The 14,309-nt window shown below is 69.5% G+C and carries 15 protein-coding genes and 1 pseudogene; 5 read left to right on the top strand and 11 right to left on the bottom strand.

The window, feature by feature from the left end; genetic code table 11:
- Positions 1-6: 6 nt before the first annotated feature.
- Both C8K30_RS24975 and C8K30_RS24970 read right to left on the bottom strand, forming a co-directional pair.
- The gene (locus C8K30_RS24975; RefSeq protein WP_108495606.1) at positions 7-456 is read right to left on the bottom strand and encodes an SRPBCC domain-containing protein; all 450 of its coding nucleotides are present in this window, start codon (positions 454-456) and stop codon (positions 7-9) included.
- 71 nt (positions 457-527) lie between these two features.
- A complete protein-coding gene (locus C8K30_RS24970; RefSeq protein ID WP_146197591.1) occupies positions 528-1,397 on the bottom strand; it encodes a hypothetical protein in 870 nt (289 codons plus the stop codon).
- A gap of 162 nt (positions 1,398-1,559) precedes the next feature.
- On the opposite strand from C8K30_RS24970, the gene C8K30_RS24965 reads away from it, so the two are divergent.
- Positions 1,560-1,964, top strand: coding sequence for a pilus assembly protein CpaE (locus C8K30_RS24965; protein WP_108495725.1), 405 nt, complete (start codon positions 1,560-1,562; stop codon positions 1,962-1,964).
- 30 nt (positions 1,965-1,994) lie between these two features.
- Here C8K30_RS24965 and C8K30_RS24960 read toward each other — a convergent pair whose 3' ends face one another.
- The 4 genes from C8K30_RS24960 to C8K30_RS24945 all read right to left on the bottom strand — a co-directional run bounded on the left by C8K30_RS24960 (position 1,995) and on the right by C8K30_RS24945 (position 5,079).
- Positions 1,995-2,642 carry an FMN reductase gene (locus tag C8K30_RS24960; RefSeq protein WP_108495604.1) on the bottom strand — a complete coding sequence of 216 codons (648 nt, stop codon included), beginning with the start codon at positions 2,640-2,642 and terminating at the stop codon, positions 1,995-1,997.
- On the bottom strand, positions 2,639-3,748 hold the full coding sequence (locus tag C8K30_RS24955) for an LLM class flavin-dependent oxidoreductase (protein ID WP_108495603.1): 1,110 nt from the start codon (positions 3,746-3,748) through the stop codon (positions 2,639-2,641). Before C8K30_RS24955 ends, C8K30_RS24960 begins: the two co-directional genes overlap by 4 nt.
- 94 nt (positions 3,749-3,842) lie before the next feature.
- Positions 3,843-4,436 carry an isochorismatase family protein gene (locus C8K30_RS24950; protein ID WP_108495602.1) on the bottom strand — a complete coding sequence of 198 codons (594 nt, stop codon included), beginning with the start codon at positions 4,434-4,436 and terminating at the stop codon, positions 3,843-3,845.
- 127 nt (positions 4,437-4,563) lie between these two features.
- Positions 4,564-5,079 carry a MarR family winged helix-turn-helix transcriptional regulator gene (locus C8K30_RS24945; protein WP_108495601.1) on the bottom strand — a complete coding sequence of 172 codons (516 nt, stop codon included), beginning with the start codon at positions 5,077-5,079 and terminating at the stop codon, positions 4,564-4,566.
- A 220-nt stretch (positions 5,080-5,299) separates the two neighbouring features.
- Here C8K30_RS24945 and C8K30_RS31635 point away from each other — a divergent pair.
- From C8K30_RS31635 to C8K30_RS24935, 3 genes and pseudogenes are all read left to right on the top strand, one after another.
- Positions 5,300-5,560, top strand: a pseudogene (locus tag C8K30_RS31635) (4-hydroxy-2-oxovalerate aldolase); the annotation flags it as partial.
- Positions 5,558-5,818, top strand: a complete 261-nt coding sequence (locus tag C8K30_RS31630) for a hypothetical protein (protein ID WP_255415787.1) — start codon at positions 5,558-5,560, stop codon at positions 5,816-5,818. The pseudogene C8K30_RS31635 and the gene C8K30_RS31630, both read left to right, overlap by 3 nt.
- A 208-nt stretch (positions 5,819-6,026) precedes the next feature.
- The gene (locus C8K30_RS24935) at positions 6,027-6,920 is read left to right on the top strand and encodes a VOC family protein (protein ID WP_108495599.1); all 894 of its coding nucleotides are present in this window, start codon (positions 6,027-6,029) and stop codon (positions 6,918-6,920) included.
- 6 nt (positions 6,921-6,926) lie between these two features.
- On the opposite strand, the gene C8K30_RS24930 is transcribed toward C8K30_RS24935, so the two are convergent.
- From C8K30_RS24930 to C8K30_RS24915, 5 genes are all read right to left on the bottom strand, one after another.
- Positions 6,927-8,057, bottom strand: a complete 1,131-nt coding sequence (locus tag C8K30_RS24930) for an FAD-binding oxidoreductase (RefSeq protein WP_233257431.1) — start codon at positions 8,055-8,057, stop codon at positions 6,927-6,929.
- On the bottom strand, positions 8,036-8,329 hold the full coding sequence (locus C8K30_RS31415) for a hypothetical protein (RefSeq protein WP_233257430.1): 294 nt from the start codon (positions 8,327-8,329) through the stop codon (positions 8,036-8,038). Before C8K30_RS31415 ends, C8K30_RS24930 begins: the two co-directional genes overlap by 22 nt.
- Positions 8,330-8,425: 96 nt before the next feature.
- Positions 8,426-9,718, bottom strand: coding sequence for a TULIP family P47-like protein (locus C8K30_RS24925; RefSeq protein ID WP_108495598.1), 1,293 nt, complete (start codon positions 9,716-9,718; stop codon positions 8,426-8,428).
- Complete coding sequence (locus C8K30_RS24920; RefSeq protein ID WP_108495597.1) at positions 9,715-11,274, bottom strand: TULIP family P47-like protein; 1,560 nt, start codon at positions 11,272-11,274, stop codon at positions 9,715-9,717. The genes C8K30_RS24925 and C8K30_RS24920 overlap by 4 nt, the downstream gene beginning before the upstream one ends.
- Positions 11,275-11,287: 13 nt before the next feature.
- The gene (locus C8K30_RS24915; RefSeq protein ID WP_158281124.1) at positions 11,288-12,841 is read right to left on the bottom strand and encodes a TULIP family P47-like protein; all 1,554 of its coding nucleotides are present in this window, start codon (positions 12,839-12,841) and stop codon (positions 11,288-11,290) included.
- A gap of 512 nt (positions 12,842-13,353) precedes the next feature.
- Between C8K30_RS24915 and C8K30_RS24910 the strand changes: the two genes are divergently transcribed.
- On the top strand, positions 13,354-14,307 hold the full coding sequence (locus C8K30_RS24910) for a phosphodiester glycosidase family protein (protein WP_108495595.1): 954 nt from the start codon (positions 13,354-13,356) through the stop codon (positions 14,305-14,307).
- Positions 14,308-14,309 lie beyond the last annotated feature (2 nt).

Genomic DNA, 14,309 nt, shown 5'->3' with positions numbered 1-14,309 from the left:
TCGGCCTCACCGGTGTGACGCGCGGGTTCCGTCGTCGCGGTGTGCGAGCGTGGCGAGCGCGTCCTTCCAGTGCCCCTCGGCGTCGATCGCATGCCGCTCGGTGTCGACGTTCTGCTGGACAACGGTGACGAGCGTGCCGCCGTCGTCGGGCTCGAGCGTGATGCGGATCTCGTGGTAGTTCTCGGGGGCGTCCTCGAGGCCGTTCAGCGGCGAGTAGTGCGTGAAGTGCAGCAGCCGCGGCCGTTCCACTGCGATGACGTGGCCCTTGTCGGCGAACACGCGGCCGAAGAAGTGGCCCTCGAACGTGATCGGGCTGCCCGGCCGGAAGTCGGTCTCGATGTTGGCGCCCAGCACCCATCGTGCCCCCGGGTGCATGAGCTCGGCCCAGACCCGTTCGGGCGGCTCGGCGATGTGCGTCGTCGCGGTGACGGTGTGGCGCGGGGTGTCGGTGCTCATCGCTGCCCTCCGTGATGCTCTCGGACACGACCGTACCGCGCCCGCGGTGAACCAGGAGGTCAGGGATACGACTATGCGCTTGTTGAGGCTGCCGGCCAGGTGCGCTTCGCCTCCATGACCCAGAACGCCGAGAACAGGAAGATCTCCCAGGCCTCGAGCACGAGCACGGTGTACTCCGACTGCATTGCCCAGAGCACCAAGGCGATCGGGATCCCGGCGAGCATCAGGAAGAATATCGTGCGGTAGTGCTTGATGCCTTGGCCGGGTCCACCGAAAGGCCGTGGCCATGCATGGCTGGCCACAGCTGCCGCGAGGCTCGCGAAGAGCAGCAGGGCCGCGGCCAGATGGACGCCTTGAAAGCTGTCGTCCGCGAATCCGCGGATGAGGACGAACGCCAGAAACGCCACGCCGAACACGTTCGTCACGATGAATACCCACTTGGTTGCCTGCCGCTCCAGCAGGCCAGGGATCGTCCATTGGCCAAATCGCCGTTCCAGGAGCACGAAGACCACGGTGATCGCGATGACAGCGCCGATGGAGATGCGAAGCGCGTCTATCGCGTCCTGGCGGTCCTCGGGCCCGAGGGAGTCGAGGGTCTCCGTGAGACCGGTCGGCACAAAGGCAACGAAGATGGCATAGAACCCGGCGACGTTGAGGGTGTAGTCCTCAAATGGCGGAAAGCCTCGATAGACGATGAGGCAGACGGCGGTGCCCACCATGGCACCCACGAAGATGTCTCGGATCGGGCCCAGATAGTAAGCGCTGATCGAGCCCTCGACCTGTCCGGTGAAGGCAAGAATCAGGATCGCAAGAAACATCAGGGCCGGCAGTGTCACAAGCATGAGTCGCAAGTGGCGGTACGTCTCGCGTGCCAAGACTCTGGCTTGATTTTCGTTTGCGGACTGAGCTGCGCCCGCCACAGCTTCGCTGCTGTCGGCCATACATTGATGTTCACCCTGCTCGGAGGCTTTGTCCAGCGTGTTCCGATTAATCACCCGTATACCTCGTAGGGCTTTTTTCGGCCCGCTGCCCACCCGCCGCGGTGTCGGTCGAGCTCGCTATGTGAGTGACGGAGTGCTTCCCGGTGCCCGACAATGGGGTCCGTGATCTCTACCGAGCTCGCCGCGAAGCTGCACGACGCCGGCCTGGTCTGGAACCCGGCCGACGGCGACCAGTTCCGTATCGCCGCACCCGACCTCGCGAGCGACGTCTTCACCGTGAGCACGATGACCATCGAGGCGCACGAGTTTCCGACGGGCACGATCCTCGGCTTCAACGGCACCACGGAGTGGGCGCTGGACTCGGTGGCGATCGAGGACGCCCTCTGGCTGCCGCGCGAGGACCAGCTCCGCGCCCTCTTGCGCTCGAGCTTCCGCGCCCTGCGTCGCACCAACGGCGCCTACGAGGTGGAGGTCGAGCTCCTCGGTCGGTCTCGCGTCTTTGCTGATCCGGAACCCGCGGACGCCTACGGGCGGGCGCTGCTCGCGCTCATCGAGCTCAGCCGCTGACGTAGCCGAAAGGCTCGTGGCCGGGGCACTCTACGCCGGCCGCAGCGAGTCCAGCTGCTGTGCGAACGGCACGACGGCGGCCTCGTCGGCCGGTCGGGCGGCGGACCCCGTGCGCCCGCGCATCAGCTCGGCCAGCTCGCCGCCCGCGCGCGCGATCCGGCGGGGCAACGTGTCGGTGAGGGGGTCGCCGTTGCCGCCCCAGTCCTCGGAGGCGGCGTACACCGCCGTAGGTACGACGATCGCGCGCAGGTAGGCGAAGAGCGGACGTAGCGCGTGCTCCAGGGCGAGCGAGTGGCGGGCCGTGCCGCCCGTCGCCGCGGCGAGCACAGCCTTGGCCGTCAGGGCGTCGTTGTCGATGACATCGAAGAACGACTTGAAGAGCCCGCTGTACGAGGCCGTGAAGACCGGGGTGACGGCGATCAGGCCGTCCGCCGAGGTGACCGCATCGATCGCTTTCGCGAGGGTGGGCGAGGGGAAGCCGGTGACCAGGTTGTTGGCGATGTCGGCGGCCAGGTCGCGCAGTTCGACGACCTGGACCTCGACCTCCCGCCCCGCGTCGGCCAGCTGCTCGCGGACCGACTCCGTGAGGCGGTCGGCCAGCAGGCGGGTGGACGAAGGGACGCTCAGACCGGCCGAGACGACCGTGAGGTGCAGCGGCTCGAGAGCGTTCGCGCTCACTTGCCCGCCTCCTCGGACTGCGTGTCGGGCTGTGCGCCGCGCCGGGCGAGCAGGGAGGCGTGGGTGGGGGCCTCCGCGACACTGCTGGGCCGCACGGCGTCGAACTCCTTGCGCAGCGCGGGCAGGACCTCCTCGCCGAGCAGGTCGAGCTGTTCGAGCACCGTCTTCAACGGCAGGCCGGCCATGTCGATGTTGAACAGCTGGCGCTGGTAGTCGCCGAAGTGGTCCCGGAAGGACAGCGTCTTGTCGATGATCTCCTGCGGGCTGCCCACGGTGAGGGAGGTCTGCGCCATGTACTGCTCTATCGACGGGCCACCGCCGTACACGGGAGAGGCGGCGAAGTAGGGGCGGTACTCGCGCACCGCGTCCTGGGAGTTGCGGCGCACGAAGACATGGCCGCCGGCTCCTACGATCGCCTGCTCGGGGGTGCCGTGGCCGTAGTGGGCGTAGCGCTCGCGGTAGAGGTTGATCAGCTTCGTGAAATGGCTCATGGGCCCGAAGAGGTTGTTCACGAAGAAGCCGTCGCCGTAGTACGCGGCCTGCTCGGCGATCTCCGGGCTGCGTACGGAGCCGTGCCACACGAAGGGCGGGACACCGTCCAGGGGACGCGGCGTCGAGGTGAACCCCTGGAGTGGCGTGCGGAAACGGCCCTCCCAGTCGACGACGTCGTCGCGCCACAGCTGGTGCAGCAGGGCGTAGTTCTCGATGGCCAGCGGGATGCCCTGGCGGACGTCCTTGCCGAACCAGGGATAGACCGGGCCGGTGTTCCCGCGGCCCATCATCAGGTCCACGCGCCCGTCGGCGAGATGCTGGAGCACCGCGTAGTCCTCGGCGACCTTCACCGGGTCGTTGGTGGTGATCAGCGTGGTCGACGTCGACAGGATGATCCGGTCGGTGCGGGCGGCGACGTGGCTGAGCAGGGTGGTCGGTGAGGAGGAGACGAACGGGGGGTTGTGGTGCTCGCCGGTCGCGAAGACGTCGAAGCCGACCTCCTCGGCCTTGACCGCCGCCGCGACCATCGACTTGAGCCGCTCGTGCTCGCTGCGGGTCCGCCCCGTGGCGGGGTCGGCCGTGACGTCACCGATGCTGAAGATGCCGAACTGCATGGAGCCCTCCTGGGCGAGATGAGTGCTGGGGTGACGCGAGGCGGGGTGTGGGGTGGGCGGTGCTCACCCCACACCCCGTCTCGTGGTCGCTGGGTCAGTTCTGGGGGAGGAGCTCCATGACGATGCCGATCATCTTGCTGCCCTTCTCGGTGGTCCAGTTCTCGGCGAGCTCTGCGAGGAGCTGGTTGGTGGAGGTGATGACGGCGCCGGCCTTGTCCATGCGCCGGATGGCGATCTCGTCGGCGATCTTGGCGGGGGAGCCGCCGGCGTCGGCGACGACCTGGACGGGGTACCCGGCCTCGAGGGCGGTGAGGGTGGGGAAGACGGTGCAGACGTCGTTGGTCACACCCGCGATGATGAGGTGGCTACGGCCGGTGGCCTTGACGGCGGCAGCGAAGTTCTCGTCGTCGAAGGCGTTGACCACGCCCTGGCGCTGGACGCGCGCGGCGAACTCGTCGGGCGCGATCTCGGCGAGCTCCGCGAGGAGGGGGCCCTGGGCGTACTCCTCCATGGAGGAGGTCAGGACGAGGGGGATGTCGAGGGCCTTGGCGGCCTTGGCGAGGGCCAGGGCGTTGGCCTTCATCTCGTCGAAGGAGATGGAGCCGACCCAGCCCATGGTGCCGACCTGGTGGTCGATCAGGAGGATGGCGGTGTTGTCGGCGGTGAACTGAGCGGTCTGTGCGGTCATGAGATGCCTTCCAGGGGGTGCTGCTGGGTGTGGTCCTGATCAGTCGATGATCCCCAGCAATTACTTGGTCGACCAATCATAACTCGTCAGCGTCGGCCGCCCTGGATCTATTCCCACCCGCCGGGTATCAGTCCGCGGAGGTGTGCGTGACGTCGCCGACGGTCCCGGACGGCGGGGTCGTGAGGTTTGCCTCGATCCGGGTCAGGACGCGCATGGCCTGGCGGTACTCCGCCTCGGTGAAGCCGGCCGCAGTCACCCCCTCCAGGGCGCGCCATGCCTGCCTGACCTGGTCGCGCAGGGCCTGGCCCGCGCGGGTGGTACCCACGACGACGGCTCGGCGGTCGTCCGGAGAGGGCCTACGGGTGACGAATCCGGACTGTTCCAGGCGCTGGAGCATCTTGGTGACGGTCGACGGGTCCAGGCCGAGCGTCTTGATCAGGTCTGCCTGGCGCTGCTCGCCGCGTTCCCACAGCTGCATCATCAGCAGCTCCTGGCCCGGGTAGAGGCCGGTGTCGTGCAGCAGGCTGCCGGCCATGATCCGGTGCACGCGGGCGGCGCGGAAGAGAGCCTCGCTCACCGGGGCGTCGGCGACGGTAGGTACTGCGCCTGCACTCTCCGGTGCTGCGTCGGGCTTGCTCGGCATGAGAGTTGATCCTCCTGGTGGACGGGGGCGCGTCCCTGGCGGTCCAGTCGGCGAGCCATCTTGTGGCCGATTATATTGGTCAGCCAACGGAATGGCCACGGCCGCGCGGGATGGCTGAGCCGGGCAACGCCGTCGGGGCTGGCCGACCGTCTTCTCGCCGCGGAACGCGAGCTCGGTCTCACCCTCCAGCAGGCCGGCGCAGCGCTTCGACTCAGCAGGCGCCCTCCTGCCGACCACCGCGGCAGAGCGAGTCACCGCCCTGGTGCAAGAGCTCGGCGACGACGCACAGGTCGGATTCCACGGACACCAGAACCTCTCGCTCGGCATCGCCAACTCCATCGCCGCGTACGAGGCCGGAGCCCGACAGATCGACGGCACGCTCTGCGCGCTCGGCGCGGGAGCCGGCAACACCCCGAGCGAGGTGCTGGTCTCCGTCCTCGGCGCGCTCGGCGTACCCACCGGCATTGACGAGGAACTGATGCTCGCCGCCGCCGAGGAAGTGCTCAAGCCGCTGGTGTCCCGGCTTCCCGTCGCCGACCGCGCCTCGATCGTCCAGGGCCGGTACGGCGTCTACAACTCCTTCCTGCTGCACGCCGAGCGCGCCGCCGAGCGCTACGACGTGCCCGCCTACCAGATCCTCAGGCGGGTAGGCGAAGCCGGGTACGTCGGAGGCCAGGAAGACATGATCATCGACGTCGCGATCGAGCTGGCGGCCTCGAGTCACGGGGCGCATCGATGAGCTGATTGCCGGCCTCGACGTCCATGAGCGCGATCTGATTCGCGCGGCGTTCTCTCGGATCGTCCTGTCCAACCAGGCCGAGACGACATGGCCGAGCGTGTCCTCCGCCGCCTGACAAGGGCCCCCGAGGCCTGCGTCCCAGGCCGCCACAGCGGATGTCAGTGTCGGGAGGCAGGATCGGGATATCGATACCGACCTGGAGGACGTCATGGCTGACACACCCACCACACCCCGGACCTACCCGCACGGCGTGCCCAGCTGGATCGACCTGGAGACACCGGACGTCGACGCGGCGCTCGGCTTCTACGGCGACCTGTTCGGCTGGAGGTTCACCGAGATGCTGCCGCCCGGCGTGCCGGGGCGCTACGTCGTCGCGTCGCTGGACGGCACGGACGCCACGTCGGTCGCCGCGATCGCCACGCCCGACCCGGGATTCGACGGCGAGGTGGCGTGGCACACCTACCTCGCCGTGGACGACGTCGACGCCGCGGCCGCACGGGTCGTCGAGCTGGGCGGCTTCGTGAGCTCCGCGCCGGAGGACGTCGGACCCCCGGGGCGGCCCGCGGGCCGGATGGCGCGGATCGTCGACCCGCAGGGGGCGCCCGGCCGGCTGTGGCAGGCGGGCACGCGCCTCGGCGCTCAGGCCGTCAACGCGCCGGGCACGTGGAACTTCAGCAACCTGTTCACGCCGGACCTGGACGTCGCGCTGCGGTTCTACGGCCCGCTGCTCGGCTGGGAGCGCAGCGACGACCTCGGCGCCGGGATGGCGCGCGTCCCCGGGTACGGCGACCACCTGGCCAGGACCACGGATCCCGGCATCCACGAGCGACAGGAGTTCGTGCCTCCCGGCTTCGCCGACGTCGCGGCCGGGATCCTGCGGGGTGACGGACCCGCCCGCTGGTCGGTGGCCTTCGCCGTCGGCGACCGGGACGAGTCCGTCGCGAGGGCGGAGCGGTCCGGCGCCACCGTGCTGGGGACGGAGGACGGCGAGTGGAGCAAGCAGGCTACGATCCGTGACCCGTTCGGCGCCGAGCTCGTGCTCGCGCAGTTCGCCCCGCCGGACTCGTTCCTCGAGGCCGAGGAGCAGGCTGGACAGGTCTGAGTACGGCTAGCGGGGTTGGGCGGGGAACGCCTTCCCAGGATTGAGGAGCCCGCGTGGGTCCAGCGCGTCCTTGATCGCCCGGTGCATCGCCAGCGTCACGGGGCTGAGCTCGGCTGCCGCACCCGCGAGCTTGAGCAGCCCGACCCCGTGCTCACCGGTGACCGTGCCACCGAGCGCCCGGCACTCGTCGACGATGCGGTCGAACGCCGTCTTCGCGCGGGCCTTCGCGTCGTCGTCGCCCTCCGGAGCGATGATGAGCGGGTGCAGGTTGCCGTCACCGGCGTGCGCGATGTTGGCGATCACGGCGTCGTTCTCCTTGGCGATGGTCTCGATGCGGGTGAGCATCAGGGGCACGGCGGCTCGTGGGACGCAGACGTCCTCCGTGAGCACGGGGCCGAGCCGTTCGAGCGCGGGGTAGGCGAGACGACGAGCGAGGAAGAGCCGATCGACCTCCTCCGGCTCGAAGGCTCGCTCCACGTGGACGCCACCGGCGTCCGCGAACAGCGCGGCGACGTGCCGTGCCAGGGCTTCGCCCGCCTCGCCGGGCTCGTCGACCTTGGCGAGGAGCAGCGCGGCCGCACCCTCGGGCAGCGTCCACTCCTGCCAGTCGGCGACGGCGTGCAGGCAGGTGCTGTCGATGAGCTCCAGCGCCGCGGGCACGATGCCCGCGGCCGAGACGGCGGCCACGGCGTTGCCGGCGTCGGCCAGGGACGCGAACCAGCCCACTATCGCCCGGTCCTCGCGGCCGCCGAGCGGGCGGAGCTTCAGCGTCACGTCGACGATGATCCCCAGCGTGCCCTCGGAGCCGACGAGGAGCCCCGCCAGGTCGTAACCAGTGACACCCTTCGCGGTGGTCCGGCCGAGCCGGGCGACGGAACCGTCGGCGAGCACCACCGTCATCCCCAGCACGTAGTCGCGGGTGACGCCGTACTTGACGCAGCAGAGCCCGCCCGCGTTCGTCGCGACGTTGCCCCCGATCGTGGAGATCGCCTGGCTCGCCGGGTCCGGGGGATACCAGAGCCCGTCCTCGGCCACGCGTCTGCGCAGGTCGTCGTTGATCACGCCGGCCTCGACGACGGCGAAGCGCTCCGCCGTGCTGACCTCGAGGACCCGGGTCATGCGTTCGAGGGACAGCACGACGGAGCCGGTTGTCGCGTTCGCTCCGCCCGACAGGCCGGTGCCGGCGCCCGGGGCACCACCGGTGCGTCGTGCGCGCCGGCGATGCGCACCGTCGTGACGACGTCGTCGAGACTCGTCGCGAGCACGACGGCGGCGGGCACCGCGTAGTCCGCCCACTCGGCGTCGTCGTGGGCGTAGCGTTCGACGTCCGCGTCGCCGGTGAGCACAGCGCCGTCGGGCAGAGCGGTCTGCAGGGCCGCGGCCAGCGCGGACGGTTCAGTACGGATCATGGCGGCTGGATCGTATCTCTCCGGCCCGAGACGTTCCGGCGACGACCCGATCGCGGACGAGATCGAGGCGAGGGCCGTCACCGGTCGTCCGGGCCGTCACGTCCGGGCGAAGTCGCCCGTCATGACGAAGTCGCCCTCGACCCAGGCCGTCGCGATCTGGAGATCCTGGGTGTCCTGCCAGCGGATCGACGTCGGCGGGTTGCGTGCCGGCGAGAGCATCGATCCGACGGAGGACGTGAGCGAGTCCGCGATCCCGCTCGCGATCGCGGGTACGACGATCCCGACGATCGCACGGACGATCGGCCCGCCGAGCCACCAGTACCAGGGGATGTCGGCGTCGTAGTCGCTCTTGGGGTTGGCGTCGGCGAGGAACGCGAGCGCCTTGGTCCCGTCGTCGTACACGATCCGGTTCACCGGCTCGATCCAGAACGTCATCGAGATGCCGGCCTTGAGGTCGCACGAGCCCTCGTAGCGTGCCCGCAGGTCCGAGCCGTCGATGCCGAGGCGGAGGCGGTCGATCTGGGGGTCGTAGTCGATTGCGCCCCAGCGCACCGAGTTCATGCCGAGCGGCTGGAGGTTGACGATCTGCCTCGCCTGCTGGTCGTAGGTGAAGCTCGCCGGTGTCGCGCCGTGGCCGAACGCCGGTGGGAGCGACGGCATGATGACGTTCTCGAGCAGGAGCGCCTGGGAGATCCCGAAGGCCGCCTGGTGGTCGCGGGCGAGGAGCGCGGGGTCGACCGACCGGGGGAGGTCGTCGATGGACCGGTCGCTGGTCACACTCAGGATCACCAGGGCCCCGCCGGTCCCGTCGCTCCGGTCGGCGTAGCTGAACGCGGACCGGACGGGCGTGAGCCAGCTGTCGGACTGCGGGGGTACCAGGTTCACCGTGGCGAACACGAACGAGATGCGGTCGGCGTGCTGGGCGATGTAGGTGGCGAGCGAGGCCAGGAGGAGCGCTTCCTGGAGCTCGTCGAGCCGTTCGTCGGGGTCGTCCATGCGGATCGGCGTGATGGCGCCGGCCACGGGCGGTTCGCCGACCTTCCCGGCGGTGGTGACGTCGAACCGGAGGTCCTCGGCGTCAGGGATCGCCGAGGGGATGAGGTCGAGCGCGACGGACGCCACGAACGTGGTGCCGGCGAGGTCGACCCAGTCGCCCTGGGTGCCCAGCTCGAGCCAGCCGTCGACGATGGGCAGGCGGACCGTGATGAACTGTCCCGACCCGCCCTCGGCGATCTGCCAGCCGCCGAACGATCCTTCGGCTCGCACCTGGAGCCCGTCGGGGTCGTCGATGGTGAAGCCGACGAGCAGCGAGCCCTGGTTGCGGGCGAGGGCGGCGTTGGCCACCGAGAGGTCGATGGCGAACGCGGTGTCCCATCCGTACAGGTTCATGGCAGTGCCTTTCTCGCGGGCTGGAGGGTGCCGCCGAGCTGCAGGGAGCCGTTGAGCTCGGCGGACAGCAGGAACAGACCTGACGACTCCGGCCAGTGGATGTCGACGGTGCACTGGGTGAGGAGGTCGCCGATGCTGGGCAGCGCGTCGGCCGCCGCACCGCCGGCCACCAGTGCGATGAGCGACGGGGTGGCCGCGGCGAGCCCGGCGACCAGGCCGATGAGGAGGACGGCGACGATCGCCGCGCCCGCCCCCGGGATCACGATGCCCGCGACGATCGCGGCTATCACGCCGATCACCCCGATGATGACCTCCGTGATCTCCACCCAGAGCTCCTTCTCGGTGTAGTCGTGGCGTTGCGTCGGTCGCGACCGCGTGAAGTCGAGGGTCTGGGCGCCGTCGGGCTGCGTGACGAGCGTGATGCGGAACCAGTCGGTGGCGACCACGAACGTCGTGATGCCCGGGCTCACCTCCGTGCGGACGGTGGTCTTCAGCTGCAGCTCGTCGCCGACGACCTGCAGCTGGAGCTCGTCGAGGACGGGCTCGTAGGTGGTGCCGCCGGAATCGATCGGGTCGAGGTCGACCGGCCGGGTGGAGCGCACCGTCCCGGCGTCGAGCACGAAGTCCGTGACTACCGTCCTCGGCAGGGCGCGGGTCAGTCCCGGGATCATCAGGTGTTGCAGGAAGGCAACCTGGGAGATCAGGGCGGAGGCCGTGCAGCCCGGCGGGACCGCCCCGGGAGCGAGCTGGTTGATCCGCCCGCCGGGATCGTTCCCCGACGTCATCGTGAGCACGCCGAAGCTGCTCGTCTCGTCGGTGGGACCGTTCGCGTAGGCGTAACCGGTCCAGGTAGGCCGGAGCCACTGGAAGTCTCCCTCGGCGGCCCGCGAGTTGAGGTCCAGCGCGCAGAAGACGTACGTGAGCAGGTCGAGGTGCGCGTTGAACCACCGGCCGATCGCCGCGCGGAACGTCGCCTTCTGCAGCTCCGTCGGCGTCCCGGTCCCGTAGCCGACGGCCTGGACCACCGCCGGCGGGTCGTCCGGGTTGGCCGACCTGGTCCGGGCGGCCAGGTACTCGCGGTCACCTTCGTCGCTGCCCGACGTCGGACGGCGTGCCGCCGTCGGCCGTGCCGCTGTCGACCGTGTCGCCGTCGGCGTGGACGGTGGCTGAGGGAGGTAGTTGAGCTTGACCGAGACCGTGACCCACCCGTCGGCGAACGACAGGTCGGGCGCGCCGGGGAAGGTCATCGACGCCGTGGCCAGCGGGGCGCGCAGGAACAGGATCGAGTTGGATCCGCCCCGGACCAGCTGCCACGCTCGGAACGTGCCGGCGACGCGCCAGCCCGGCTGGACCTCGTAGTCGAAGGCGGTGGGCCAGCGCTCGCTGGCCGCGAGCGTCGCGTTGGCCTCGGGGAGCCGCAGGGCGTGGACCACGTCCCAGCCCAGGGTGTCGGCCTCCGCGGCGAGGAGCGCCGGGGAGATGGCCGCCCGAGGCACGAAGACCTCGGGCAGCGTCTCCCCGTACCGCGGCAGTGTCGCGGCGTGGGTTGTCAGCATGGTGCGGAGCCCGTCAGGACCCGGCCGGCGAGACCGCTTCGAGGTCGCCGCCGAGCTGGAACGAGCCGTTGAGCTGGGCGGACTTGAGCCTGAACCCGGTCGACCCCGGCCACTCGACGTCGCTGGAGGCCTCCATGACCAGGTCGCCGATCGAGGGCAGCGCGTCGGCGGCCTGGCCGTCCATGACGGCCGCGATGATCGCCGGGATCGCGGCGAGGATACCGGCGACCACGATGATGATGATGACCGCGATGATCCGCATCGCGGCGGTCGTGATGACCTTGCCCGCGACCGCGGCGGCGATCGAGCCGACGAGCGCGACGATGGCCTCCGTGACGGTGACCCAGGTCGCGGTCTCCATCCAGTGGTTCCGCTTCGCCGGGCGGGACTCCGTGAAGTCGAGGGTCTGGGTGCCGTCGGGCTTGTCGACGAGCACGATCTTGTAGAACTCGGTGTCGGTGACGAACGCGACGATCCCCGGCGAGACGTTGACCTTGGTCAGGGTGTCGATCTGGATCTCGTCACCGACTATCTGCAGCCGGAACGTCTGCATCTCCGGCGTGTAGTTGATGAGACCGATCTTGACGTCGTCGAGCGTGATCGTGTTGACGCTCTCGATCACCGTGCCCAGGCTGTTGAGGACGAAGTCGCTCTCGGTCGCCTTGCTGAACGTCTTGGTCAGGCCCGGCATGATCATCTCGCGCAGGAAGAGGTTGTTCGAGACGAGGATCGATCCCTGGCACCCGGACGGGATGGCCGACGGCGGGAGCTGGTTGGTCAGGCCGTCCGGCGAGCCGCCCAGCGTGAGGTTGAGGATGCCGAAGTAGCTCTCCTCGTCCGTCGCACCGTTGAAGTAGGCGTAGCTCGTGTACGTCGGCTTGAGCCACTGGAACTCCTCCTTCGCCGCCCGGGAGTTGAGGTTGACCACCGAGAAGACGTACGTGAACGCGTCGAGGTTGTCGTTGAACCAGTCGGCGAGCGCGGCCTGGAACAGGGCCTTCTGGAGCTCCGTGGGCGGCGTGCCCGTCCCGTAGGTGACGCTCTGGATGACGACTGCCGGGTCGTCCTCGCTGCGCGCCGTCGTGTCGCTCGCGAGGAACTCCTCCGTCCCGTCCTCGTCGCCTGCCGTGGGCTGAGTGGCCGAGCCGGCGGGCGGCTGGGGGAGGTACTGCAGCTTGATCGCGACGGTCGCCCGGGCGTCGGTGAGGTCCAGGTCGGGCGTGCCGGCGAAGGTCATGTGCGCGGTGGGGATCGGCGCCCGGAGGAACACGATCGCGCCGGACCCGCCGCGGGTCAGCTGCCAAGCCCCGAACGTGCCGTTGAGCGACCATCCGGGCTGGATGGTGGTGTCGAACGTCCTCGGCGAGGCGCCGGACGCGACCATCGCCTCGTTGACCTGGGGGAGCCGGATCGCGTTCACGGCGTCCCAGCCGAGGGTGTCCGCCTCGGCGGCGAGGAGGGCCGGGGAGATCTCATGGCGGGGGACGAAGATCTCCGGCCGGGCGTCCTCGTAGCGAGGGATTTGCGCGGTGGCGAACGCTGAAGGAGCAGGGGTGGTCAAGGTCATAGCAGTCTCCGGGGCTTGGTTCGAATTGCCGGGAAATGGGGAGCCGGTAGGCTCCGTCGGCGTTTTCGACGTTCGCACGGGAAGTTTCATGACGCGCGCCGCAATCAATGATTTCACCCCATGATCGGTTTCCCTGCGCCGTTCGCGAGCCCGGTGATGCGGCGGTTGGGCTGCGGAAACGTCGGCGCGACGAGGGGTGGGGTCGACAGGGTGACAGGTGGACTAAATGGGGTGCAATCGTCGCCGCAGCCGTTCGGATATCGTGCCAAAATCATCTACATTTCGAATGACGAAAAACAAATGCATTCGAGGATCGAGGGTTTTAAGCCACAAATCCTCGCGTTTCGTGTCAGCGCCCCTTGGGCGGGCGGACGCGCGGCCTCGGGAGCCGTGCACCGCAGAATCGCAGCGGGGCTCGCGGCCCGGGGTCCACAGCAAACCCCCAGCGCTCTCGGAGAACTCATAGCCGCTCCGGGGCCTCGCCCCAGGGCGACACTGTTCCATCGGATCGCATGAGAACAACTACCCGCCCCGTGCGGCGCCGCCGCCGGATCGCGCTCGCGATCACCGCCGGGCTCCTCCTGCCGGCCGCCGGCGGCGCCGCCTGGGCCGCCGACCGGTTCCTCGTCGAGCACGTCGAGATCTCCGACGTCTCCGCCTACGAGGCCGAGCAGGGAACCGCCGCCTCGACCGACGACGGCACCGACGCGGACGCGACGGTCACCGACGACTCGTATACCTCGGACGACACCTCGGTCACCGTCAGCCAGGTCAGCACGGGCGAGGGCGACGACACGGTCACCTACTACGTGGCCGACGTCCAGGTCGACGACGCGACCCAGCTCCGCTCCGCGTTCGCCCAGGACGAGTTCGGCACCAACATCACCGACGAGACCAGCGACATCGCCGCCGACGTCGGCGCGGTGCTCGCCGTCAACGGCGACTACTACGGGTTCCGGGACACCGGCATCGTCATCCGCAACGGCGTCGTCTACCGCGACGAGGGCGCCCGCGAGGGTCTCGCGTTCTACACGGACGGCCACGTCGAGGTCTACGACGAGACCGCCACCACGGCGGACGAGCTCGTCGCCGACGGCGTGTGGAACACCGTCTCCTTCGGCCCCGCCCTCGTCGAGGACGGGACGGTCGTCGACGGGATCGAGGACGTCGAGGTCGACACCAACGTCGGCAACCACTCCATCCAGGGCGAGCAGCCGCGCACCGCCATCGGCGTGATCGACGAGAACCACTACGTGATCGTGGTGGTCGACGGGCGGCAGGAGGGGTACAGCCGCGGCGTCACCCTCACCGAGCTCGCGCAGATCATGACCGACCTCGGCGCCACCACCGCGTACAACCTCGACGGCGGGGGATCCTCCACGCTGTACTTCGACGGCGAGGTCGTCAACCAGCCGTCCAACGGCGGGGAACGTGCCACCTCCGACATCCTCTACGTGGCGGGGTGAAC

The sequence above is a fragment of the Promicromonospora sp. AC04 genome, assembly GCF_003058225.1.
Taxonomy (GTDB): Bacteria; Actinomycetota; Actinomycetes; order Actinomycetales; family Cellulomonadaceae; genus Promicromonospora.
This window is presented reverse-complemented; position numbering and strand designations above follow the sequence as displayed.